General features: G+C 70.1%; 25 protein-coding genes. 12 read left to right on the top strand and 13 right to left on the bottom strand.

Annotated elements, in window-relative coordinates:
• From AB0J39_RS13965 to AB0J39_RS13945, 5 genes are all read right to left on the bottom strand, one after another.
• On the bottom strand, positions 1 to 1,538 hold a 1,538-nt coding region (locus AB0J39_RS13965; protein ID WP_363464136.1), incomplete at its 3' end, for an NADH-quinone oxidoreductase subunit M.
• A gap of 52 nt (positions 1,539 to 1,590) precedes the next feature.
• Positions 1,591 to 3,507 carry an NADH-quinone oxidoreductase subunit L gene (locus AB0J39_RS13960; RefSeq protein ID WP_363464135.1) on the bottom strand — a complete coding sequence of 639 codons (1,917 nt, stop codon included), beginning with the start codon at positions 3,505 to 3,507 and terminating at the stop codon, positions 1,591 to 1,593.
• Positions 3,504 to 3,857 (bottom strand): NADH-quinone oxidoreductase subunit NuoK, encoded by a 354-nt coding sequence (nuoK, locus tag AB0J39_RS13955; RefSeq protein ID WP_363464134.1) that lies wholly within the window; start codon positions 3,855 to 3,857, stop codon positions 3,504 to 3,506. The genes AB0J39_RS13960 and nuoK overlap by 4 nt, the downstream gene beginning before the upstream one ends.
• A 43-nt stretch (positions 3,858 to 3,900) precedes the next feature.
• Positions 3,901 to 4,440, bottom strand: coding sequence for an NADH-quinone oxidoreductase subunit J (locus AB0J39_RS13950; RefSeq protein WP_363464133.1), 540 nt, complete (start codon positions 4,438 to 4,440; stop codon positions 3,901 to 3,903).
• A complete protein-coding gene (locus AB0J39_RS13945; protein WP_363464132.1) occupies positions 4,437 to 5,255 on the bottom strand; it encodes a 4Fe-4S binding protein in 819 nt (272 codons plus the stop codon). The genes AB0J39_RS13950 and AB0J39_RS13945 overlap by 4 nt, the downstream gene beginning before the upstream one ends.
• 533 nt (positions 5,256 to 5,788) lie before the next feature.
• On the opposite strand from AB0J39_RS13945, the gene AB0J39_RS13940 reads away from it, so the two are divergent.
• From AB0J39_RS13940 to AB0J39_RS13925, 4 genes are all read left to right on the top strand, one after another.
• On the top strand, positions 5,789 to 6,442 hold the full coding sequence (locus AB0J39_RS13940; protein ID WP_363464131.1) for a helix-hairpin-helix domain-containing protein: 654 nt from the start codon (positions 5,789 to 5,791) through the stop codon (positions 6,440 to 6,442).
• A gap of 100 nt (positions 6,443 to 6,542) precedes the next feature.
• Positions 6,543 to 6,803, top strand: a complete 261-nt coding sequence (locus AB0J39_RS13935; RefSeq protein WP_363464129.1) for a hypothetical protein — start codon at positions 6,543 to 6,545, stop codon at positions 6,801 to 6,803.
• A gap of 24 nt (positions 6,804 to 6,827) precedes the next feature.
• The gene (locus tag AB0J39_RS13930; protein ID WP_363464127.1) at positions 6,828 to 8,831 is read left to right on the top strand and encodes a hypothetical protein; all 2,004 of its coding nucleotides are present in this window, start codon (positions 6,828 to 6,830) and stop codon (positions 8,829 to 8,831) included.
• A gap of 146 nt (positions 8,832 to 8,977) precedes the next feature.
• Positions 8,978 to 9,169, top strand: a complete 192-nt coding sequence (locus AB0J39_RS13925) for a hypothetical protein (RefSeq protein ID WP_363464126.1) — start codon at positions 8,978 to 8,980, stop codon at positions 9,167 to 9,169.
• Positions 9,170 to 9,175: 6 nt separating this feature from the next.
• On the opposite strand, the gene nuoH is transcribed toward AB0J39_RS13925, so the two are convergent.
• From nuoH to AB0J39_RS13905, 4 genes are all read right to left on the bottom strand, one after another.
• Entirely contained in the window at positions 9,176 to 10,129 is a 954-nt protein-coding gene (gene nuoH / locus AB0J39_RS13920; RefSeq protein ID WP_363464124.1) for an NADH-quinone oxidoreductase subunit NuoH, read from the bottom strand.
• 10 nt (positions 10,130 to 10,139) lie between these two features.
• Entirely contained in the window at positions 10,140 to 10,670 is a 531-nt protein-coding gene (locus AB0J39_RS13915; RefSeq protein ID WP_363464123.1) for an NADH-quinone oxidoreductase subunit C, read from the bottom strand.
• Positions 10,667 to 11,122, bottom strand: a complete 456-nt coding sequence (locus AB0J39_RS13910; protein ID WP_346225149.1) for an NADH-quinone oxidoreductase subunit B family protein — start codon at positions 11,120 to 11,122, stop codon at positions 10,667 to 10,669. Before AB0J39_RS13910 ends, AB0J39_RS13915 begins: the two co-directional genes overlap by 4 nt.
• A 109-nt stretch (positions 11,123 to 11,231) precedes the next feature.
• Positions 11,232 to 11,603 carry an NADH-quinone oxidoreductase subunit A gene (locus AB0J39_RS13905; RefSeq protein WP_363464122.1) on the bottom strand — a complete coding sequence of 124 codons (372 nt, stop codon included), beginning with the start codon at positions 11,601 to 11,603 and terminating at the stop codon, positions 11,232 to 11,234.
• Between the two features lie 367 nt (positions 11,604 to 11,970).
• On the opposite strand from AB0J39_RS13905, the gene AB0J39_RS13900 reads away from it, so the two are divergent.
• From AB0J39_RS13900 to AB0J39_RS13880, 5 genes are all read left to right on the top strand, one after another.
• Positions 11,971 to 13,818, top strand: coding sequence for a 2-oxoacid:acceptor oxidoreductase subunit alpha (locus AB0J39_RS13900; RefSeq protein WP_363464120.1), 1,848 nt, complete (start codon positions 11,971 to 11,973; stop codon positions 13,816 to 13,818).
• Entirely contained in the window at positions 13,811 to 14,881 is a 1,071-nt protein-coding gene (locus AB0J39_RS13895; RefSeq protein WP_363464118.1) for a 2-oxoacid:ferredoxin oxidoreductase subunit beta, read from the top strand. The genes AB0J39_RS13900 and AB0J39_RS13895 overlap by 8 nt, the downstream gene beginning before the upstream one ends.
• A 221-nt stretch (positions 14,882 to 15,102) precedes the next feature.
• Positions 15,103 to 15,996: an NAD(P)-dependent oxidoreductase gene (locus AB0J39_RS13890; protein WP_363464117.1), complete on the top strand. Its 894-nt coding sequence runs from the start codon at positions 15,103 to 15,105 to the stop codon at positions 15,994 to 15,996.
• A 31-nt stretch (positions 15,997 to 16,027) separates the two neighbouring features.
• A complete protein-coding gene (locus AB0J39_RS13885; protein WP_363464115.1) occupies positions 16,028 to 16,909 on the top strand; it encodes a phytanoyl-CoA dioxygenase family protein in 882 nt (293 codons plus the stop codon).
• Between the two features lie 67 nt (positions 16,910 to 16,976).
• Positions 16,977 to 17,636, top strand: coding sequence for a class I SAM-dependent methyltransferase (locus AB0J39_RS13880; protein ID WP_363464114.1), 660 nt, complete (start codon positions 16,977 to 16,979; stop codon positions 17,634 to 17,636).
• A gap of 49 nt (positions 17,637 to 17,685) precedes the next feature.
• Here AB0J39_RS13880 and AB0J39_RS13875 read toward each other — a convergent pair whose 3' ends face one another.
• From AB0J39_RS13875 to AB0J39_RS13865, 3 genes are all read right to left on the bottom strand, one after another.
• Complete coding sequence (locus tag AB0J39_RS13875) at positions 17,686 to 18,330, bottom strand: hypothetical protein (protein ID WP_363464112.1); 645 nt, start codon at positions 18,328 to 18,330, stop codon at positions 17,686 to 17,688.
• Positions 18,331 to 18,451: 121 nt separating this feature from the next.
• Positions 18,452 to 18,985 (bottom strand): hypothetical protein, encoded by a 534-nt coding sequence (locus tag AB0J39_RS13870; RefSeq protein ID WP_363464110.1) that lies wholly within the window; start codon positions 18,983 to 18,985, stop codon positions 18,452 to 18,454.
• Between the two features lie 481 nt (positions 18,986 to 19,466).
• Positions 19,467 to 20,123 (bottom strand): right-handed parallel beta-helix repeat-containing protein, encoded by a 657-nt coding sequence (locus AB0J39_RS13865; protein ID WP_363464109.1) that lies wholly within the window; start codon positions 20,121 to 20,123, stop codon positions 19,467 to 19,469.
• A gap of 13 nt (positions 20,124 to 20,136) precedes the next feature.
• On the opposite strand from AB0J39_RS13865, the gene AB0J39_RS13860 reads away from it, so the two are divergent.
• On the top strand, positions 20,137 to 20,448 hold the full coding sequence (locus tag AB0J39_RS13860; RefSeq protein ID WP_363464107.1) for a hypothetical protein: 312 nt from the start codon (positions 20,137 to 20,139) through the stop codon (positions 20,446 to 20,448).
• 148 nt (positions 20,449 to 20,596) lie between these two features.
• Here AB0J39_RS13860 and AB0J39_RS13855 read toward each other — a convergent pair whose 3' ends face one another.
• Positions 20,597 to 21,406 carry a 2OG-Fe(II) oxygenase gene (locus AB0J39_RS13855; protein WP_363464106.1) on the bottom strand — a complete coding sequence of 270 codons (810 nt, stop codon included), beginning with the start codon at positions 21,404 to 21,406 and terminating at the stop codon, positions 20,597 to 20,599.
• A gap of 188 nt (positions 21,407 to 21,594) precedes the next feature.
• On the opposite strand from AB0J39_RS13855, the gene AB0J39_RS13850 reads away from it, so the two are divergent.
• Positions 21,595 to 22,470 carry a metalloregulator ArsR/SmtB family transcription factor gene (locus tag AB0J39_RS13850; RefSeq protein ID WP_363464104.1) on the top strand — a complete coding sequence of 292 codons (876 nt, stop codon included), beginning with the start codon at positions 21,595 to 21,597 and terminating at the stop codon, positions 22,468 to 22,470.
• A complete protein-coding gene (locus AB0J39_RS13845) occupies positions 22,467 to 23,066 on the top strand; it encodes a dihydrofolate reductase family protein (protein ID WP_363464103.1) in 600 nt (199 codons plus the stop codon). Before AB0J39_RS13850 ends, AB0J39_RS13845 begins: the two co-directional genes overlap by 4 nt.
• Positions 23,067 to 23,072: the final 6 nt, after the last annotated feature.

Raw genomic sequence — 23,072 nt, 5'->3', positions numbered from 1 at the left:
CCGGCGCCTGCCCCGCGGGCCTGGGCGGCGCCCGTCGCACCGGCCTCTTCGGCGTCCACCACGACGTCGGCCTCCCCCTCCAGAGCGGCCACCGCGGCCCCGGCCGCGACCGGCTCGACCGGTTCGGCGCCCTCCCCCGCCTCGCTCAGCACCGCGCGTACGCCTTCGGCGGTCGCGAGCGGCGGCCCCGGCGGGATCGTCTCGACCGGCCGGCCGTGCGTCACCCGGGAGAGCATGCGCAGGAAGTAGGCCGCCGTGAGCACCGTGCCGAGCCCGCCGACGGCCATGAACACGAGGAACAGCGGCCGGGAGAGCTCGGCGGCCGGGCGGAACGCGCCGAGCAACGCGAGCATCTCCCCCCAGAACCCGGCCAGGCCGGGCAGGCCCAGCGAGGCGACGCAGGCGAAGGTCAGCAGCGACGCGACGTACGGCAGGCGGCGCAGCATGCCGCCGCCCAGCCGTCGCATGTCGGCCGTGCCGTACCGCTCCTTCACGGCTCCGGCGAGGAAGAACAGCAGCCCGGTGATGAGCCCGTGGGCGACGTTGGCGAACAGGGCGCCGTTCAGGCCCACCGGCGTGAGCGAGGCGAACCCGAGCAGCACGAAGCCCATGTGGCCGACGGACGAGTAGGCGATCATCCGTTTGAGGTCGCGCTGGGCCAGGCAGGCGAGCGAGCCGTACACGATGCCCACGACGGCGAGCGCGCCGAGCCAGGGGGCCAGGGCCGCGGCGCCCTCGGGGAGCACCGGGATCGCGATCCTGGCGAAGCCGTACGAGCCCATCTTGAGCAGCACGCCCGCGAGGAGGACCGAGCCGACGGTCGGCGCCTCGGTGTGCGCGTCGGGCAGCCAGGTGTGCAGCGGCCACATGGGCGTCTTCACCGCCAGACCCAGCCCGATGGCGAGGAACGCGACGATCTGCGCGGACCGGGCGATTCCCGAGCCGTGCCGCCCGGCCAGCGCGACCATGTCGAGGGTGCCGGCCTGCGTCCAGACCACGAGGAGGCCGATGAGGAGGATCGCCGAGCCGAGCAGCGTGTAGAGGATGAACTTCAGCGCCGCCGCCCGCCTGCCCGCGCCGCCCCACAGGGCGATCACGAAGTACATCGGGACGAGCACGACCTCGAAGAACACGAAGAACAGCAGCAGGTCGAGGGCGAGGAACGTGCCGATCATGCCGACCTCGAGCACGAGCAGCGTGACGACCAGCGTGCCTGTGCGGCCCCCCGCGGGCGGGTGCCCCGCGAGGTGGACGAAGCACAGGAACGTCAGCAACGCGGTCAGCACGACGAGCGGCAGCGAGACGCCGTCCACACCCAGGTGGAACCGGAGGCCGAGGCCGGGGATCCACGGCCGGTCGGTCCGCAGCTGCATGGCGGCGGGGCGCGCGTGGTCGAAGACCGCGGCGAGCGTGACGGCGAGGGCCAGCACCACGGCGGAGACGGCGATCCCCCAGGTCACCGCCTTGTCCCGGACGGCAGGGGCGATGAGCGCTCCCAGCAGCGGCACGGCGACGAGCGTGATCGGCAGCCAGCTCACGTCGTCACCACCACCGCGTGTAGCCGCGTGCCGCCGTTGTGCGCCAGCCGCGTCATGTCAGCACCACCGCCGCGACCGCGATCAGCACGATCCCGGCCAGCAGGCCGGTGACGTAGAGCTGCGCGTTGCCGTTCTGGGCGAACCGCACCAGGGTGGACAGGCCGAGCGTCGCCCGGCCCGAACCCCGGACCGCGCCGTCCACCAGCCGCGCGTCCGCGCGTACCACTCCCCGGGCCAGGCGCAGGACGGGCCGGGCGACCAGCGCCGCGTACGCGGCGTCGACGTAGAAGGCACGCTCGCACGGCACCCGGAACGGGCCGAGCACGCGGGCGGGGTCCTGCTCGGGCGCGGCCCGCCACACGGCGTACACGATCCCCGCGCCGAGCAGCGCCACGGCGAGGCTGACGGCCGCCGGCCCCCACTCGATCTCCACGCCGGTCATCGGACCGGCGAGGCCGAGCAAGAGGGCGGGCACGGCCAGCACGCCGGCCGGCCACAGCATCGACGCGGGCGCCTCCCTGCCGTCGAAGACGTGGGCGACACCGGGCGGCGGCTCCGCGAGCGGCTCGATCCGGGTGGGACCGAAGAACGTGCGCAGCCACGCGCGGGCGGCGTACGCCCCGGTCACGCCCACGGTCAGCAGCGCCGACGCCTGCACGAACGGCTGGGCGGGACCCGTGCCGTGCTCGATCGCCGAGATCACCGCGTCCTTGCTGAAGAAGCCGCTCGCCGGCGGCAGTCCCGCGAGGGCGGCGAAGCCGATGGTCATCGTCCAGAACGTCACGGGAAGGGCGGTGCGCAGCCCGCCCATGTGGCTGATCAGATTCGACCCGACGTGGTGGATGACCAGGCCCGCGCAGAGGAACAACAGGGCCTTGAACGCACCGTGCGACACCAGGTGGAACATCGCCGCCCGGTCGGACCCGGCCGCCAGCGCGGCGGCCATGTAGGCGAGCTGGCTGATCGTCGAGTAGGCCAGCACGCGCTTGAGGTCGCTTTGGGCCAGCGCGGCCAGCGCGGCGCCCAGCATGCCGACGGCCGCGACCACGCCCAGCACGTCGAGCGTGGGCGGCGCCGCGAGGAAGGCGGGATAGAGCCGGGCGACGACGAAGATCCCCGCGGCCACCATCGTGGCCGCGTGGATGAGCGCGCTGATAGGGGTGGGCCCGGCCATCGCGTCCGGCAGCCAGGTCTGCAGCGGCACCTGCGCGCTCTTGCCCGCGACCCCGGCGAGCAGCAGCAGCGTCGCGGCGATCAGCGCGCCCCTGTTTCCGGCGTGCTGGAGGATGTCCGCGCGCAGGACGTCGTCGATCCGGAAGCTGCCCGCGGCGGTGCCGAGGATGAAGATCCCGAACAGGAAGCCGACGTCGCCGAGCCGGGTGACCAGGAACGCCTTGACCGCCGCCCGGGAGTTGGCCCGGTCCTCCCACCAGTGCCCGATGAGCAGGTAGGAGCACAGGCCCATGATCTCCCAGCCGACGTAGAGGACGATCAGGTCTCCCGCGTAGACCACCAGCAGCATGGCGCTGGTGAACAGGCTGACGAACGCGCTGTAGGACGGGTAGCGGGGCTCGTCCCGCATGTACCCGACCGAGTAGACCTGCACCGCCAGCGCGACCACGACGACCAGGATGCCCGCGAGCACTGACAATCCGTCGGCGCGCAGAGTCAGGGAGATCGGCGCCGTTCCCGTCTCGACCAGCGTCAGCGTGCCCTCGGCCCGCCCGGGGAGCAGCTCCGACCAGAAGCGCCCGTCCGCCGGGGCCGCACCACGCGCGAGGGCCGCGGCGAGCCACACTGTGAGCGCCGCCGACACCGCGACCGGGACGACCGCGATCCACGCCGCCCGCCGGTACGCCGCCGGTTCGCCGCGAGCGCCGAGATTCCGGGTGCCCAGGCGGGTCGCGAGCAGCCCGGCCGCCGCGGCGGCGAACGGCAACAGGACGATCAGGGCCACCACGGCGATCACGAGACGTCCTCCCCCTCCGGGCGCCCCGAGCCGGGTGTCCGTACGACTTCGGCGAGCGCGCGCAACCGGTCGACGTCGACGGTCCGCCGCGTGCGGAAGACCGCCAGCACGATCGCCAGCCCCAGGCCGACCTCGGCCGCGGCGATCACGATGACGAACAGCGTGAGCACCTGACCGCCGTGCAGACGGTCCGCGAGCCAGACGTCGAAGGCCACCAGGTTGAGGTTGACCGCGTTGAGCATCAACTCGACCGACATCAGCACGAGGATCGCGTTGCGCCGGGCCAGCACGCCGTACACACCGATGGAGAACAACAGGGCGGAGACCACCACCGGGTAGACGACGTGCATCGCGTTCACCGCCTTCGGACCGCGGGTCTGGCCGATAACGAGGTCATTCCCGCCCCCTGATGTCGGTGCGGGACAGGACGATCGCGCCGATCAGCGCGGCGAGCAGGAGCACCGACAGCGCTTCGAACGGCAGCACCCAGGTGCGGAAGACGCTCGCCCCCAGAGAACCGGCCGACCCCTGGCCGGGCCGGAGCGGCGCGTACGCCGAGCGGAAGCCGGTGACCACCACGGTGACCAGCACGGCGGCGGTCGCGACGGCGACCAGCGCGGCGGCCCACCGGTTGCCGGAGTCGAGGCCGGCCGAGGGCCCGATGGGCGCGCGGGTCAGCATGATCCCGAACAGCAGCAGCACCACGACCGCGCCCACGTAGATGAGCACCTGCACCCAGGCGACGAACTCGGCGGTCAGCACCAGGTAGCCGCCCGCGAGCGCGCCGAAGCAGACGACGAGCCACAGCGCCGCGTGGACGAGCTGCCTGGTCGTGACGACCAGCAGCGCCGAGCCGACGGCGACGGCGCCGAGCAACAGGAAGACGATCTCAGGCCCCGAGGGCGGCCACAACCCCGGAGCCTGGGAGGTCATCGCTCCCCCTCGGGCCCGTCCTTCTTCTCCGGCGACGATCCGTTCTTCCTGGGCAGCGAGCCCGGCGGCCGGATGGAGCGGATGTCGCGCATGGCTCTCGGCGGCTCACGCCGCGGGCGGCTCTCCGGGGCATCCGCCGGTTCGGCCGCCGGTCGCGCGGTCTCGCGCGCCGTCCCTTGGGTTGTCCCCTGCGCCGTGTCCTGTGCCGTGTCCTGTGCCGTCCCTTGGGCCGGGTCCTGCGCCGTGTCCTGGGCCGCGGACGCGCCCTCGGCCGGTCCCTTCACCTGCGCGGGCCGCGCCGTACGGCCGGCCGGCGCCGGGCGGGAACCTGCTGACAGTTCCTTCGGCGGTTCGGCGCCGACCTCGTGTGCCGGCGGCGGGGGCACGGTCGCGGCCCACTCGCCCAGCCTGTCCTTCTCGTGCAGGAGGTCGCGGATGTCGTACTCCGCGTACTCGAACTCCGGCGACCAGAACAGCGCGTCGAAGGGACACACCTCGATGCAGATGCCGCAGTACATGCACAGCGAGAAGTCGATCGCGAAGCGGTCGAGCACGTTGCGGGCGCGCGGACGGCCGCCCTCGGGCGCGGGCAGGGTCTCCTTGTGGGAGTCGATGTAGATGCACCAGTCGGGACACTCCCGCGCGCACAGCATGCAGACGGTGCAGTTCTCCTCGACCAGGGCGATGACGCCCCGGCTCCGGGCGGGCAGGTCGGGATGGACCTCCGGGTACTGCTGCGTCTCCGACTTACGCAGCATGTGCCGCATCGTCACGGCCAGGCCCTTGGCCAGCCCTTCTCCTGGAATGCGCGCCACACGCTCATCATCGCGCACTATCGGCGGCGAGTGAACGTGTGACTCCATCCCGACGGTTTTCCACATCATCCACATGGTCATCCCCAGGTTGTCCACAGCGTGTGGGGAGAAGGGGGCAGCGCAAACACCGACATATCCGTATCGTCTGGACCATGAACGGCTATGGGGGGCCGGGAGGTTACCCGCCCGGACCGCAACGACCGCAGGGACCGCAGGGACCGCACGGACCGCACGGACCGCAGGGGAACGGTCCGCACGGACCGCATGGACAGGGACCGCAGGGGCCGCAGAGGCACGGACCACACGGACCGCAGGGGAACGGTCCGCACGGACCGCAGGGGAACGGTCCGCACGGACCGCAGGGGAACGGACAGCAGGGGCCGCAGGGGCAGGGACCACAGAATCCGTACCGGCAACGGGGACCGTACGGGCAGCAGTGGCCGGGCCCCTACGGCGCGCATCCGGCGCCGCATGCACAGCCGCCCGTGCCACCACCCCCTTCCCCGCCGATGCCGCCATCCCCACCGCCCCCGGTGCGGCGGCCTTCCAGCGCCCCAAGCTACCTGTGGGCGCTCGCCCCGCTGTACACCTGCGGCTTCGGCACTCCCTTCAGCATGCTGTACGCCGCCATCCGCAAGCGCAGCGCGTGGTACGGGGCCGCCTCCGCCGGGTACGCCACGGCCACCGGAGCCTGGATCTACCTGTCCGAGCTGTACGAGGGCATGGACGCGCCGGCTCTGGCGTCCATCGTCATGGTCCTGTGCATGCTCGGGCCCTGGCTCTTCGGCACCGTGCACTCGCTCGCGGTCAGGCGACAGGTCTTCGGCGACGCCACGCCGTACGCGCCCGGGAACGAGCACGCGCTGGCCATCGCTCAGCAGCGCCGCGCACTGCGGCAGCAGGCCAGGGAACTGGCGCAGCACGATCCGGTCATGGCGCGCGAGCTGCGGATCGGGCGGCCCGACCTGCCCCGGCAATACGACGACGGCGGTCTCGTCGACGTCAACCATGCCCCCGCGTCGGTGATCGCCGGCCTGCCCGGCCTGACCCCCGCGCTCGCCGACCAGATCGTGCGTGTACGCGACCAGGTCGGCGGCTTCGTCTCCGCCGAGGACGTCTCGGCCGCCGCGTCCCTGCCTCCGAACCTCACCGCCGATCTCGCCGAATACGGCATTTATCTCCCATAGTCATTCGGTAATCCCGGTTGTCGTCGCACATATCCCTGGCTGACCGATCGGCGTTTCCTTAGGCTTTACGGTGCGTCGGCCGTGAGGAACGGGAGGGCCAGTGACGTCACCGGAGATCGCCGAATGCCGGGCGGACATGGCCGCGGCCGCCACCGCCGTGCGGGAGATCCTCCAGATGCTCAGCGCCGTCCCCGCCCTGTTCGGTGACCACACCTGGCAGGGCCCGGCGGCCGACCGCTGGGCGACCGGCTGGAACGCCAGGAGGACCCAGCTCACCAGGCTGTTCGACGCCGTGCTCGCCGAGCAGCCGCACCTGATCGCCCGTGTGGAGGAGGCGGAGCGCCGCAAAGCCGCCTCGTAGGCCGCCGCACCGGGAAGGATCGCCATGGGGGAATTCGTCGGAGTCGATCCCGAAAATCTCAAGGAGCTGACCAAACGACTGGAACAGCTTCATGAGTTGCTGGCCCGGCATAGTCCGCTCATACAGCAGAAAATGCAGAAATGGGGGGGCGAAGTCGCGGTCACCGCGCTGCCCGGCCTCATCGCCGCCGCGCTCGACGACGTCCGCGACATGGACGCCCGGACGACCAGGGCGTACGAACTGGCGCGGCAGCAGGGCTGGAGCGCGCTGGGTCCTGCGCCCGGCGTTCCCGGCCTCACCTTCCATCGGCCGCCCCACGTACGGCTGGACTGGGAGGCGACGGGGCAGAGCGGCTACCAGGGCCAGCGCGACGCGGAGACGCTGGCCGCCGCCCTCGCGGCCAAGGACCCCGAGGACGCACGCATCGCCCTCTTGGGACTGCCCGACAGTCTGCGGCGGCACCTGGCCGACAAGGACTACCAGGCGGCCTTCTGGGCGGGAGCGGGCCCGCTCGCGCTGCGGGCCGCCCGCGCGCTCTACGAACGGGCGGGTAGCGCCCTTTTCAGCGCGGAGAGCGTGAGCGTACTGCGGGCGCTCGGGGCGTCCCTGGCCGCCGCCAGCCAGATGCGCGTCGGCACGGGCACGGACCGCCGCCCCCTGCTGCCCGCCGCGACCCGCGCCACCCTCACCGGAAGCTCCGACCCCTGGTCGGTCGGCATGCTCGTGAAGTACGGCCCCGAGGGCAGGTCGTGGGACTCCCGCCTGCTCGCCGACCTGACCCGCGCCATGCTCGACGCCCGCGCCGCCGGCAAGACCATCTGGCCGCCCACCCGAGGCAAGCTGGAGACCGACGTCGACGCCTCACGTCACCAGCGACTGATGGCGGAGTACGACGCCGTGGGGGCCGTCCTCCAGCGGGCCGCGGAGAACGGAATGGCCGCCCGGCACGTGCTGGGCGATCCTGCCACCGGCCCCAAGTACGCCCGCATGCTCGTCAGCGACTCCTGGCACACCCCCGGCTACGACGCGAGCCTGTACTCCAGCGCCTATCTCGATCCAGTCAGCAGGGATGCCGCCCCCGGCTACCTCGAACCACCAGGGAAGGTCGACACTTCTTCCTCCACGGCCGCCTTCCTCAAGGCCGCCGTCTCAGCGGAGCGGGGCACCTCAGTGGACGCCAAGGAGTCGGCTTGGTCCGTCGTCCACATAGTCCAAGCCACCGCCGAGTTCTCCAAGCTCCACCCGCAGACGGTGCTTCCCAGAGAGATCCGGCACGCGCTGATCTACACCGCCGACCGGCACCTCCCCGATTTCGCCGCCTCGGCAAGTCATGAGTTCACCGCATCCATCGCGATGCAGAGAGGCGAGGATGCCGCAAATCCCTGGGCTGCTGTCGTACGGCCGGCTGAACTGGAGGCTCTGTTCGGGCAGGCACTGCAGGAACCGAAAGAGTTCGGTGCTTACAAGGGAAAGATGGACGGGCGTATAAGCGTTGCCGTCGCCGCCACAATCAGAGACCCCTCAGATCAGAATTACCTACGGGAGATGGGTGGCCTCTACGGCATGATCCAGAGAATTCAGGGCGACCACCACTTCGCCGAGGAACAACTGAAGGACGAACAAGCCACACGCACACAGACCGCGATCTCGGTAATCAGCGGAGGCTTCGGCGCATTGAGTTTCAGCAATCCACTCGGCCCAGGGACGATCACGCAGATCCTCGTCGCCCTGGCCGCCCCGCCGCTCAGCGCCAAGTTCGACACCGACTACGCCCTTCAGGCGTTCAGAAGCAACGCGGACGACTTTCGTTCTCAGGTCCTGCATGTCGAGGCTCCCGTATTACAGGGATTGATACTGGCCGGCGCGATCGATCCGCCCGACGATGCAAGCTGGGCGAAAAACGGCGTTGTCGCTCCCAACGCGGCGATGGTCGACTGGGTAAGCCGGCATGCCGACACAAGGTACTCGGGGAAGACTCTCACGGAATGGGTCAAAGAGGCGCAGGACGCGATGAGGTTGCAACAATGATCAGGCGTCACCTGGCGGGCCTCCTGGCCGTCGCCGTCTGCACCCAGATGCTGGCGAGTTGCACCCGGAGAGAATCGCCCCCTGCTACTGAGGCAAGCGAAGCAGAACGACGGGGCCAGGCTCTCGTCGCCGTCGTCCAATGCTTCGTGGACCACAACGTGCTGGCGCGGAGCGAGGCGGAGAGCCATTCATGGTTCAAGAACGGCAAGGTGCAGCAGACTGCGGCCCTCGTGGACTGGGCGAGCAGCCACGCGGAAACCAGCTTCCGCGGCAAGACGCTGCAGGTGTGGGAGGACGAGGCGACGGCGGGGTGGCCGGGGTGGAGGTGCCCGTTGTGAGGCCGATCAGGCTGTGAGGACCCTGACGACGCCTGTGAGGGCGAGCTGGAGGAGGGCGAGGGGCACAAGGACGGTCCAGGCGAACTTCTGCAGCTGGTCCTCGCGCATCCGGGGATAGCTGACCCGGACCCAGATGACGACGAAGGCCAGGGCGAAGACCTTGACGAGCGTCCAGACCGGTCCGGGCAGGAGCGGGCCCTGCCAGCCGCCGAGGAACAGCACGGTCGTCAGGGCGGACAGGACGACGATCCCGGCGTACTCGGCGAGCATGAACAGGGCGAAGCGAAACCCGGTGTACTCGGTCATCGGGCCCATGATGAGCTCGGATTCGGCGATCGGCATGTCGAACGGCGGCCGGCGCAGCTCGGCCAGTCCGGCGACGAAGAAGACGAAGGCGCCGATCGCCTGCCAGGGAAGCCACCACCAGCGCCACTGCTCGGCGATGCCCTGAAGGGACAACGTGCCCGCGGCCATCGCCACGCTGGAGGCCGCGAGCACCAGCGGCAGCTCGTACGACATGAGCTGGGCGGCGGCCCGGATGCCGCCCAGGGCGCTGTACTTGTTGGCCGAGGCCCACCCGGCCATGATCGCCCCGAGCACGCCGACGCCCATCACCGCCAGCACGAAGAACAGCCCCGCGTCGAGGTCCACGGCCGCCAGCCCGGGGCCGACCGGAATCACGACCATCACGACCAGGTACGGCACGAGCGCCACCGCCGGGGCGATCGCGAACACCCGCCGGTCGGCCGCCGCCGGGATCACGTCCTCCTTCTGGACGAACTTGACGCCGTCCGCGAGGAGCTGGGCCCAGCCGTGGAAACCGCCGGCGTACATCGGCCCGAGGCGGGACTGCATGTGGGCCATGGCCTTGTGCTCCATCTGCCCGACGATCAGCGGCAGCAGCAGGAACGCCGCCACCACGACGACCAGCCGGACCGCGACGTCGAGCACCTCGGCCATGGAACCCCTCTCAGCCGGAGGCCCAGTCGGGCGGCACGCCCGGGGGCGACATCCTTCGGCGGCTCGGCGAGCCGTGGCCGGACTCCCCCGGTTCCTTGGCTCCGGGCCAGGCCTTGGCGACGCGGGCGGCCAGCACGAAGTCCTTGCGCAGCGGGTGGCCCTCGAAACCGTCCGGCAGCAGCAGCGGGCGCAGGTCCGGGTGGCCGTCGAAGACCACGCCGAACATCTCGTACGTCTCCCGCTCGTGCCAGTTCGCCCCGCGGAAGACACCGGTGGCGGTCGGCAGGCGAGGGTCGGCGCGCGGGACCCGGGTGCGCACGAGCAGGTGCGCGAACGCGACCGGGTCGAACACGTGGGCCACGACGGCGAACGCCTCGGGCGGCTCGTCCACGGCGGTCAGCCAGTCGAAGAACTCGAACCCGGCCAATCGCGCGAACGCCAGCGCCTCGACCCACTCGCCGGGGTCCACGTCGAGCACGTCCTGGCCGAAGGAGTCGGTGACGCGTGAGCCGTACCGCTCGCGCACGGCGTCCGCACTCATGCGTCCGCCTCCGGCAGGTAGCGGTCCTCCAGCGTCTCGGCCGCGATCTTCTCCTGGAGCTTCATGATCCCGTGCAGCAGCGCCTCGGGGCGGGGTGGGCAGCCGGGGACGTACACGTCCACCGGGATGATCTGGTCGACGCCCTTGGTGACGCAGTACGAGTCCCAGTACGGCCCGCCCGAGTTGGAGCAGGCGCCGAACGAGATGACGTACTTGGGATCGGGCATCTGCTCGTACAGCCGGCGTACGGCCGGGGCCATCTTGTCCGTCACCGTGCCCGACACGATCATCAGGTCGGCCTGCCGGGGCCCGTTGGCGAACGGGATCACCCCGAAGCGGATGAAGTCGTGCCTGCTCATCGACGTGGCGATGAACTCGATGGCGCAGCAGGCCAGCCCGAAGTTGAAGACCCACAGGGAGTAGCGACGGCCCCAGTTCAGCACGAACTTCATCGGTTTGGGCGCCAGCCGGGACACCGGCCCCACCGTGGGCATCGGGAGATCGTTCACGGGCATGCGGTCACCGCCATGCCGTCCATTGTCCTCCCCGTGGCCGGTCGGGTCACGTCCAGCCCAGCACCCTCTTGCGCCAGGCGTACAGAATGCCGAGCGCGATGAACGCGAGGAAGACGAACATCTCCACCAGCGTCGTCATGCCGTACCCGGGCGCGGCGAAGACGGTGGCCCAGGGGAAGAGGAACACGGCGTCGACGGCGAAGACCACGTAGAGATAGGTGAAGACGTAGTAGCGGATCTGCGACTGCGCCCAGCCCTCGCCGACCGGGTCGACTCCGCACTCGTACGTCGTGAGCTTCTCGGGGGTCGGCCGGCTGGGTCGTAACATGCGGTTCACGAACAGGCCGCCGGCGAAGATCGCGATGCCGACGAGGAAGAGGGCGACGACCACGGCATATGAGCCGAAATATCCACTCATACCGCCTCCAGACTTCGAGGATAACCCCGGCACGATCTCAAGGGCTGAACACTTGGCGGTCACATGTGAGTCCCGCGCATATAGTTGAGGATCGTGACCCGAATCAAGCTCGTCGCCCGCTTGCACCTGGACCTGTGCCGGCTCGCGTCGGGCCTGTGTCGCCCGGAAGGTTCGCGAGGCTGACGGTGCGCCGCCCCCGGCGGCCAGGCACCAAACGGGAACGCGCCACAGGCGTGGAAAGTCCCGGTAGACCGCACCTCAAGTGCGCATCTACGAAAAACCAGCGTGACCCCGATGGATCTAGCATGGATATGACAACGTGCCACAAGCAGGCTGGCCTGGGCGCGTCAAGGAGGACTGAGGAGCTGTGACCAAGCAGGTTCAGCAACTCGACCGCGTGATCATCCGGTTCGCGGGTGACTCGGGCGACGGAATGCAGCTCACCGGTGATCGGTTCACGGCGGAGACGGCCCAGTTCGGCAACGACCTGTCGACGCTCCCCAACTTCCCGGCCGAGATCCGCGCCCCCGCGGGCACCCTGCCCGGGGTGTCGAGTTTCCAGTTGCACTTCGCCGACCACGACATCCTGACCCCCGGCGACGCCCCCAACGTGCTGGTGGCGATGAACCCCGCCGCGTTGAAGGCGAACCTCGGCGACCTGCCCAAGGGCGCCGACATCATCGCCAACACCGACGAGTTCACCAAGCGCAACCTGTCCAAGGTGGGCTACGACGGCAATCCGCTCGAAGACGACTCCCTGGCCGAGTGGCGGCTGCACGCGGTGCCGTTGACCTCGCTGACGGTCAAGGCGCTCGAAGGCTACGACATCTCCAAGAAGGACGCCGAGCGGGCCAAGAACATGTTCGCGCTCGGGTTGCTGTCGTGGCTGTACCACCGGCCGACCGAGGGCACGGTCGCGTTCCTGGAGGCCAAGTTCGCCCGCAAGCCCGAGATCGCCAAGGCGAACATCGCGGCGTTCCAGGCCGGGTGGAACTACGGCGAGACGACCGAGTCGTTCTCGGTCTCCTACGAGATCAAGCCGGCCACCCTGCGCCCGGGGACCTACCGCAACATCTCCGGCAACCAGGCGCTGGCCTACGGGCTGATCGCGGCGTCGGTGCAGGCCAAGCTGCCGCTGTTCCTCGGTTCCTACCCGATCACGCCGGCCTCCGACATCCTGCACGAGCTGTCCAAGCACAAGCACTTCGGCATCCGCACCTTCCAGGCCGAAGACGAGATCGCCGGTGTCGGCGCCGCCCTCGGAGCCTCCTTCGGCGGGTCGCTGGGCGTGACCACCACCTCCGGTCCCGGTGTCGCGCTGAAGGCCGAGACCGTCGGCCTGGCGGTGACCACGGAACTTCCGCTGATCATCGTCGACGTGCAGCGGGCGGGCCCGTCCACCGGAATGCCGACCAAGACCGAGCAGACCGACCTGCTGATGGCGATGTTCGGCCGCAACGGCGAGTCGCCGGTGCCGGTGCTGGCCCCGGCCACCCCTTCGGACTGCTTCACCATGGCCGTCGAGGCCGGCCGGATCGCGCTGAAGTACCGCACGCCGGTCATGCTGCTGTCGGACGGCTACCTGGCCAACGGGTCCGAGCCGTGGCGCATCCCCGAGATCGACGAGCTGCCCGACATCTCGGTGCAGTTCACCACCGCTCCCAACGGTGAGGACGGCACGACCTACCTTCCGTTCAAACGGGACCCCGAGACGCTGGCCCGGCCGTGGGCGGTGCCCGGCACCGCCGGGCTGGAGCACCGGATCGGCGGCATCGAGAAGGCCGACGGCACCGGCAACATCTCCTACGACCCCGACAACCACGACCGGATGGTCCGGCTGCGCCAGGCCAAGATCGACGGCATCGACGTGCCCGACCTGACCGTGGACGACCCCGACGGGGACGCCCGGGTGCTGGTGCTCGGCTGGGGCTCGACCTACGGGCCGATCGCGGCCGCGGCCCGCCGGGTCCGCGCCGCCGGTCACAAGGTGGCCCAGGCGCACCTGCGGCACCTGAACCCGCTGCCGGCCAACACGGGCGAGGTCCTGCGCTCCTACGACAAGGTGCTGCTGCCCGAGATCAACCTCGGCCAGCTGGCCATGCTGCTGCGGGCCCGTTTCCTGGTCGACGTGATCAGCTACAACCGGGTGCGCGGGCTCCCGTTCAAGGCCGCCGAGCTCGCCGCCGTCATTGAGGACGTGATCGAAAGTGACTGACACCCTCAACGGGAGCCTCAACGGCAAGGGGCTGGCCCTGATCCCCCGCACCGACGCCAAGCAGACCATGAAGGACTTCAAGTCCGACCAGGAAGTGCGCTGGTGCCCCGGCTGCGGTGACTACGCGATCCTGGCCGCGGTGCAGTCCTTCCTGCCCGACCTGGGCCTGCGCCGGGAGAACATCGTTTTCGTCTCCGGCATCGGCTGCTCCTCGCGCTTCCCGTACTACCTCGACACCTACGGCTTCCACTCCATCCACGGGCGGGCCCCGGCCATCGCGACCGGGCTGGCCGCCTCCCGGCCGGATCTGTCGGTGTGGGTCATCACCGGCGACGGCGACGCGCTGTCGATCGGCGGCAACCACCTGATCCACGCGCTGCGCCGCAACGTCAACCTGAACATCCTGCTGTTCAACAACAGGATCTACGGCCTGACCAAGGGGCAGTACTCCCCGACCAGTGAGATCGGGAAGATCACCAAGTCGACGCCGATGGGGTCGCTGGACAAGCCGTTCAACCCGATCTCCCTGGCGATCGGCGCGGAGGCCGGGTTCGTCGCCCGCACCATCGACTCCGACCGCAAGCACCTGCAGAGCGTGCTGCGCCAGGCCGCCGAGCACCGCGGCGCCTCGCTGGTGGAGATCTACCAGAACTGCAACATCTTCAACGACGGCGCCTTCGACACGCTGAAGGACCCGGCCACCCGCGACGAGATCACCGTCAAGCTGGAGCACGGCCAGCCGATCGTCTTCGGCACCGGCGACAACGAGCAGGCCGTACGGCTGTCGCGTACGGGCGGCGTCGAGGTCGTCCGGCGCTCGGAGGTGGCCGACAGCGAGATCCTCGTCCACGACGCCCACAACCCCGACCCGTCGCTGGCGTTCGCGCTGTCCAGGCTCGACGAGCCGGCCTTCCAGCACGTGCCGATCGGCGTCTTCCGCTCGGTCGACCGGCCGTCCTACGACCACCTGCTGAACGAGCAGGTGCAGGCGGCCACGACCGACAAGGGCACCGGCAGCCTCGCCGACCTCCTCCACGGTGGCGACACCTGGACCATCGGCTGAGCGAACCACCAGAGAAGGGACCCGTCTTCGGACGGGTCCCTTTTCGCATTAGCGGCCCCGAACATTGTTCTCGCCGTCAACCCGGCTCTCGACCGGACCGTCTCCCTTGCCGAGACACAGCATGATCGAGCAGCAAGGGAGAGCGCATGGCCCGGCCCCCTTCCTCCGGACCGCCGTCACCCGTACGGCCGGAAGAACCGCCATGGGTGGGGAGGAAGGTTTTGATCACGGGAGCGTCGGGATTCATCGGGAGCCGTCTCGCCCTCCGGCTCGCCGGCAGGGGCGCCGAGGTCCACGCCGTCAGCCGAAGTGCGGCACACCGGCAGGACCCAGGCCTGGGTGAACGAGCGATCTGGCACGCGGCCGACCTCCGCGACCGGGAGACGATCGGGGCGCTGCTCCACGAGATCCGCCCGGACGTCGTCTTCCACCTGGCCGGCGAGGTCGACGGAGCGAGGGACGTCGGCCTCGTGCCGCCCACGCTGGAGAGCAATCTCCTGGCCACGGTGAACCTGCTGAGTCACGCCGCGGCCCTTTCCGGGCTCCGTGTGATCCTCTGTGGCTCCAGCGAGGAGCCCCGGCCCGCGAACGAGCAGTCGCCACCCCCGTCGCCGTACGCGATGGCCAAATGGGCGGCCACCGGCTACGCACAGCTGTTCCACCGGTTGTGGGGCGTCCCGGTCACCGTGCTGCGGCCGACCATGGTCTACGGTCCCGGCCAGCGGGACGCCCGGAAGCTGGTGCCATACCTGGCGCTGTCTCTGCTGCGCGATGAGGAGCCACGTCTCACCAGCGGGAGCAAGCGGGCCGACTGGGTGTACGTGGACGACGTGGTCGACGCGTTCGTCCTGGCCGGGGAGAGCGACCGGGCCGCCGGGCAGGTGCTCGACGTCGGCACGGGGGTTCTCACCTCCGTCAGGCAGACCGTGGAGATGCTCTTCCGGATCTCCGGCACCCCACTCCGGCCGCGGTTCGGCGCGGTCGCCGACCGTCCCCTCGACGTGGCCCAGACCGCCGACACCGGGCCGGCCGCCGAGATCCTCGGCTGGAAGGCGGTCGTCGGCCTGGAAGAGGGGCTGCGGCGGACGCTGGCCTGGTACGCCGAGCACAGGTAACAGAAGACTCCAGAAAGGCGATAGCCGTACCGTGACCGTTATCTTCTCAGGTCCCCTTCTGACGGACGAAGAGCGCCGCACACGCCTCTACGAGGGGCAGGTCTTCCTGTATCCGGCCCGTCCCGAGTCCCTGGCGCTGATCGAGTTCGCGCGGGAGTTGATCGGCGACGCGTTCGGCGCGTTGGACCCGGAAACGGCCCAGTACGAACTGCCCGTGGAGAAGTTCGCCGCGATCCTCGCCGAGCTCAAGCCGACGTTCATCCACCACCCGCGCGCTAAGGAACTGCTGCGGGCGCTGCTGCTCTCCTTCGGCTGCGACGCCGACCGGACGTACTTCGACGTGCCGAGGATGCGGTCGTCCACCTCCGACGACTACCTCACCACAGGGATCGCCTACGCGTTCCACCCCCACCGGGACACCTGGTATTCGGCGCCTCTGAGCCAGGTCAACTGGTGGATCCCGATCTACGAGGTCGTGCCCGAGAACGTGATGACGTTCCATCCGCGTTACTGGAGCACCCCGGTCAAGAACGGGTCCGCCCGCTACGACTATGACGAGTGGAACCGGACCAGCCGGTTCAACGCCGCGCAGCACATCGGCACCGACACCCGGGAGCAGCCCAAGCCGGAGGAGCCGATCGAGCTGGAACCCCGGGTGACGCTCGTGCCCGAGCCGGGCGGCGTCATGATCTTCTCAGGCAACCAGCTGCACTCGTCGGTGCCGAACACGTCGGGCAGGACCCGCTTCAGCATCGACTTCCGTACGGTCAACGTGGACGACGTCATCGCGCGGCGTGAGGCGCCCAACGTCGACTGCGCGTGCACCGGCACCACACTCCGCGACTTCCTGCGCGTCTCCGATCTGGAGCGGCTGCCGGAGGATGTCGCGCTCGCCTACGAGGGCAAGGGCTGATGATCAGTCCGGCATCGGACAGTCTCCGCACGCCCCGAGGAGCCCCCGCAGCAGAGAGGCCCCGCCCATGAGCCGTCTGAACGCCCTGCGCAACCGCTTCGTCGACGCTCCCGGCTCGCTGGGCGCGAAGGCCCGGGCGCGGCGGTGGAGCTGGTTCGCCGAGTGCTTTCCGGACCTCGACCGGATGAACGTGATCGACCTCGGCGGGACGGCCGGAGCCTGGCTGCGCGCCCCGGTCAGACCGGCCCACGTGCACATCGTCAACCTGGAGAAGCCGCCGGCGGACCTGCCGTCCTGGCTGCGCGCCGACGTCGCGGACGCCTGCGACCTGCCGGCCGCCATCCGGAGCGGCAGCTACGACCTGGTCTTCTCCAACGCGGTGATCGAGCACGTGGGTGGTCACCAGCGCCGGCAGATCTTCGCCGACACCGTGCACGCCCTGGCCGACCGGCACTGGGTGCAGACCCCCTACCGCTACTTCCCGGTCGAGCCGCACTTCCTGTTCCCCGGCTTCCAGTTCCTCCCGCTGACGGCCCGGACGGAGATCCTCCGTCGCTGGCCGCTCATCCACACGCCGACCTCCGATCGGGAGGCCGCGCGGCGCATCGTGATGGACGTCGAGCTGCTCAGCGTGACGGAGATGCGGCACTACTTCCCCGGCTCGCGGATCCGGTTCGAACGACTGGCCGGCCTGGTGAAGTCCGTAATCGCCTACAGGCGCGCCTGACGCCGGACGAGCGGCCGGGCCCCGTCGAGGGTCCGGCCGCTCGTCGTCGTCACGACTTGCCGGGGTTCACGGCCCCGCCGTCCTCCCAGGTGTTGCCCTGCCAGACGTTGCCGGAGCCCTCGTGGTCCCAGTAGGCCACCGGACCGGCGTGCCCGCCCTTGGGCCACACCTGGCGGCTGAAGACGTTGCCGATGACCTTGACGTTCGACGAGGTGCCCTTGGTGCCCGCCCCGGCGTACAACGCCCAGCCGCCGCCCGCCAGCAGGTTGCCCTCCACCGTCACGTCGCGGATCACCCCGAAGTCCTGGAACAACGCGATGGCGCCGGTCTGGTCGAGCGTGTTGATGACCGTGTTGCGCCGGATGATCAGCTGCGTGCCCTTGGCCGGCGCGCTGGTACTCATGATCATATCCGTGTGGTCGCCCGCGTAGTACTTGGGGTCGTGGAGGTAGGAGTCCTCCACCACGCCCTGCTCGGTGCAGATGCCGTTCGAGATCGTGTGGATGTCCACGCGCCGGATCGTGATCATCCTGCCCTGGTTGAGGATGCCGAACTGGGTGCGCACCTTGCCGTTGCCGAAGACCTCGACGTCCTCGACCGTCAGCCCCGAGTGGCCCTCACGCTGGAGGATCCCCCAGTAGTCCCGCTGCCCGCGGACCCGCGTGTTGCGGATGGTCACGTTGTCCGCGTCCACCGTGATGTCGCCGTAGACATCCAGGCCGTCGATGACGGTGCCGTCCTTCGTGATGACGAGCGAGTCGGACCTCTTGAGCGTGACGCCCGCGGGGACGCCCGTGTTGCCCGGGCCCGGCCAGTCACCCGTACGCGGCGGCGTCGGCCCGTTCGAGGGAGTCGGGGAAGGACGGGCGGACGCGGACCTCGACGGCGTCGGCGAGGGCCGGTCCGGGGAGGGGGTACGCGACGGGCTCTGCGCCGGACTCTGCGCGGGACTGTGCGCCGGGCTGTGTGCCGGGCTGTGTGTCGCGCTGTGCGCCGGGCTGTGCGTGGGCGTCACGTCGGGCGAGGGACTCGCGCTGCGCGAGGGGGTGGCACTCCGCGAAGGGGTCGCGCTGCGCGAAGGGACGGCGCTGGGAGAGGAACTGCGCGTGGGACGCACCGTCGGCCGGATGGTCGGCCAGGAGGTCGGGCGGGTCGTCGGGCGTCTCGTCGGCCAGAAGGTCGGGCGAGTCGTCGGGCGAGTCGTCGGAATGAGGGTCGGCGACGCGTCCGGCGGAGGGCCGGCCGGGATGCCCGGACGTGGGGAGGCCGACGGTCTCGCCGTCCAGGACACCCTCGGAGTGGGCCGTACAGTGGGCCGGTGTCCCCTCCGGGGTGGCAGGGTGGTCCACCAGGTGACCGCCGGATACGGGTTCCGCCGGCTTGCGGGAGCCGGCGTCGCCCCCTTGCGGCCGCGGCGGGAGGAGGGCGAGGCCCTGACCGCCTCGGCACCGGCCGCCCGCGCTTCCGCCCCTGCGTCCTGCTCCGTGCCGTCTCGCGTGCCGTCCCGCGTGCCGGCGCCCGTCAGCGCGACCGTCCCGTCGGACGCGTCCTGGCCGCTGACGCCGCATCCGCCGCCGGCGAGGACGGCGAGGGCGGACAGACCCGCCACGACCAGCAGCCCGCTTTTCCGGGCGTCCTTATATATCCGCACAGTCGACTCCTTCCGGTCCACGGTAATGCCGACTGTCCGCCTCTATAGGGGGAGGCTCCTTCGGGAGGGTAGCCACACCTGACACACAATGTGGGCTGTTTTCGCAAAAGGAACCATTTTCAGCGCAATCTACATGCGTCCCAATCCGCGTATAAATCGCATTCAGGCGACAACGGGTGTTATTCGGGCGTTACCTTCCCGCCGCTCTCCCAGACGTTGTCCCGCCAGACGTTCCCGCGGCCGCGGGCGTCCCAGTACGCCACCGGACCGGCGAATCCCCCCTTGGGCCACACCCTGCGGCTGAAGACGTTGCCGATGACCTTGACGTTCGACGAGGTGCCCTTGACGCCCGCCCCCGCGTACAACGCCCAGCCGCCGCCCGCCAGCAGGTTGCCCTCCACCGTCACGTTCCGGATCACGCCGAAATCCTGGAACAACGCGATGGCACTGGTCTGGTCGAGCGTATTGACCGCCGTATTGTGGCGAATGATCAATTCGGTTCCCCGGGCGGGCGGTCCGGACGACATGATCATATCGACGTGATCGTCTTTGTAGAGCTTCGGATCATGGACGTAGTTGTCCTCGATGAGACCCTGCTCGGTGCTGATGCCGTTGGAAATCGTGTGGATATTCGCCCGCCGCACGGTGATCATCACACCCTGGTTGAGAACGCCGAACTGCGTGCGCTCCCTGCCGTTGCCGAAGATCTCGACGTCCTCGACCGTCAGCCCGGAGTGCCCCTGCCGCTGGAGGATCCCCCACCACCCCGGCGTACCGCGAACCCTGGTGTTGCGGATGATCACGTCGTCGGCCTCGACCGTGATCGCGCCGTGCACCTCCAGGCCGTCGATGACCGTGCCGTCCCTGGTCACGGTGATCGATCCGGACGGGCGCAGCTTCGTCCCCTTCGGCACCCCGGTGTTGTCAGGTCCCGGCCAGGCCGCCGGCCGCGACGGTGAGGGCGCGGGGCTCGGCGTGGTGGGCGCGGACGGCCTCGCCGGAGGGGTGGAGCGGCCCGGGCCGCCGTCCGTGGTCGCCTGGCACGCGGTCTGCGAGGTCACCAGTACGGCTCCCGCGAGCAGGACCGCCGTACGCCTCGTCACCGCCCGGCGCACGCCGGGCCGATTCCACGGGCGATTCGGACACACCGGCATGACGTGATGCGACTCACCGCGCTCTCCCCCCTAAGCCCGTCGGGCGGGCCTGTCGGCGCCGTGCAGCCCGGCGGATCTCCGGCCGCCATCACCGTACCGGGCGGGTCCGTCCCACGCCGGAAATACCGGCGGCGAGCCTGCCGCGCCCCGTCCGGCTACGCCTTGCCGTCGCGGTTGAGCAGGTCCACCAGCGCCGGGGGCGTCCAGCGCTTCACCGTCTGACGCAGGTTGCTCTTCCACTGCTCGCCGGGCCGCTGCTTGAAGAGGGTCGTGTGGTCCGCGCCCGTCTCCTCCTCCGGCCGGCCGTTCGTGTAGTAGTACAGCGCCATCGAACGGCGGGCGCGGTCGTCCGGGCACGTCAGCGGGTCGGGATGCCCGTGGTTCGCGTCGTCGGTCGTGGCGAAGACGACGAAGCGGTTGAAGACCGGCAGGATCTTGTGCTCGCACCGGGTCATGTCCTTGTCCCAGAGCTGCAGGTGGCCGCCGTAGTCCTCTTTCCAGTCCTTGTTGAGGTAGAGCAGCCCGTTGAGCCGGCGATCGAGGTTGAGCCTGCGGTGCCGGTTGAAGTCGGCGTGCACCTTCAGGAACCCGCCGGGCTTGATCTGGTGCAGGCCGCCGCCCTCCAGGTGCGGATCGGAGACGAGCTGTGTGATCCCCGTCAGCCGTTCGAGGAACTCGACGAACACCTGACCGTTGAACTCGGCGAGCAGGTGGCGGGTGGCGGGTCCCATCCGCTCGGTGTCCGACAGCGCGAGCTTGATCTCGCGCGAGCTGTCGAACTGCTGCCAGCTCGCGTCCCGCGGCTCCGGGAACTCCTCCAGGATCGGCTCCAGCACGCCGGGCGGCAGGAAGTCGTCGATCACCACGTGCCGGAACGGCGCGGCGTCGAGGAAGTCCTGGCGCCGGCGGTCGGCCAGCGGGAACAGGTCCTCCCGACGGAAGGTGAACGCCTGGGTCTCCTGCATCGATCTCTCCCTCGCCGCCGGCTGAAAGGTGTACGTCCCGATCCGTCGCCCCCGCGCTCGCCACCGCACACGGAACGGCGAGGCTCCGACTTGAATATCGTGCGGCGAATCCGCCCGTGTTACAGCGCCGCGTCCGGCCACAGCTTATTCCTTGACACGAATATTCTCTGAGGGGAATACTCATCCTCATGGAGGCACTCCTCACCGCACTGGCCGACCCGGCCCGCTGGCGGCTCGTGAACCTGCTGGCCGAGCGGCCCCGCCCGGTCGGCGTCCTGGCCCAGCTCTCCGGAGCGCGCCAGCCGCAGACCACCAAGCACCTGCAGACTCTCGAACGTGCCGGCGTCGTCACCTCACAGCGCACCGGACAGCGCCGTGTCTACGCGCTGCGGCCCGAATCCCTGCGGGAGCTGGCGGCCGCGCTCGGCCGGCTCGCCGACACCGCCGACCAGGCCGGCGGCGCGCGCGAGACCTTCGACCGCTACGGGCTCAGCCTCGACGCGGAGCGACTCGCCGCGGAGGAGCCGGGATGGGCCGACGGCCGCACGTTCAGGTTCCACCGGTCTCTGCAGGGGCATCCGGAGCTGGTCTGGCGTCATCTGACCGACGCCGCCCTGCTCGCCCGCTGGTGGACGCCCGACGACCTACGCGTCTCCGAGCTCGCGTTCGAGGCATGGCCGGGTGGGCGGATCGTCCAGCAGTATCGTGACGCGGACGACGCCGACGGCTCCGACCTGGTCGCCGGGCACGCGGAGGGGACCGTCGAGGAGGTGCGCCTCCACGAACACCTCGCGTACCGGCTCTCCCCGCTGCTTCCCGGCGGCGGCCTCGCCTTCACCGCCCATGTCGACCTCGGCCTCCGGCCCACCGGCACCGGCACCGGCACCGACCTCGACGTCCTCTTCCGCGTCAGCGACAGCACCGTCGAATCCGCGGACTTCATCGCGGGCATCGAGATCGGCTTCGGCCAGAGCCTCGACAGACTCGCGGCGATTCTCGCCGCCGACCCCCACGACACCGAGCACGACACCGAGCACGACACGGACACGAGGAGCACGAGATGACCCACTCGACCGGCCGCAGGGTGACCGCGAACCTGAGCCTCACCCTCGACGGGCGTTACCACGGTCCCGGCGGGCCCGGCGATTTCGCCGCGTTCGTTCCCTACGTGACCACCGAGGTCGCGCGGGACCACATGAACCGCATCTGGGCGGACGCGACGACGGCGCTGCTCGGCCGGATCAACGCCGAGGGGTTCATGGGCTACTGGCCGCCGGTCGCCGAGGACGACAACGCCGACCCGCGTGATCGCGGATACGCCAAGTGGCTGGTCGGCACGGAGAAGGTGGTCCTCTCGACCACCTTGACCGAGGCGCCGTGGGAACGCACCCGCGTGGTGAACGCTCCCGCCGCCGAGGTCGTCGCCGGCCTCAAAGCCACCGGCGAGGGCGACATCCTCGTCAACAGCAGCGCCAGTGTCATCAAGCCGCTCCTGTCGGCGGACCTGCTCGACCGGCTCTACCTCATGATCCTCCCCGAGATCGCCGGAGGCGGGCGGCGGCTGTTCGACGACGGCCTGCCGTCGACGAAGTGGACGCTCGCACATCAGCGGACCGGCGAGCTGGGCGAAATCGCCATGGTCTACGACCGCGTCCGCTGAGCGGTG

This window comes from Microbispora sp. NPDC049633 (genome assembly GCF_040675265.1).
GTDB classification, from domain to species: domain Bacteria; phylum Actinomycetota; class Actinomycetes; order Streptosporangiales; family Streptosporangiaceae; genus Microbispora; species Microbispora maris.
Note: the sequence above shows the minus strand (reverse complement) of the source record. Positions and strands in the feature narration are given on the sequence as shown.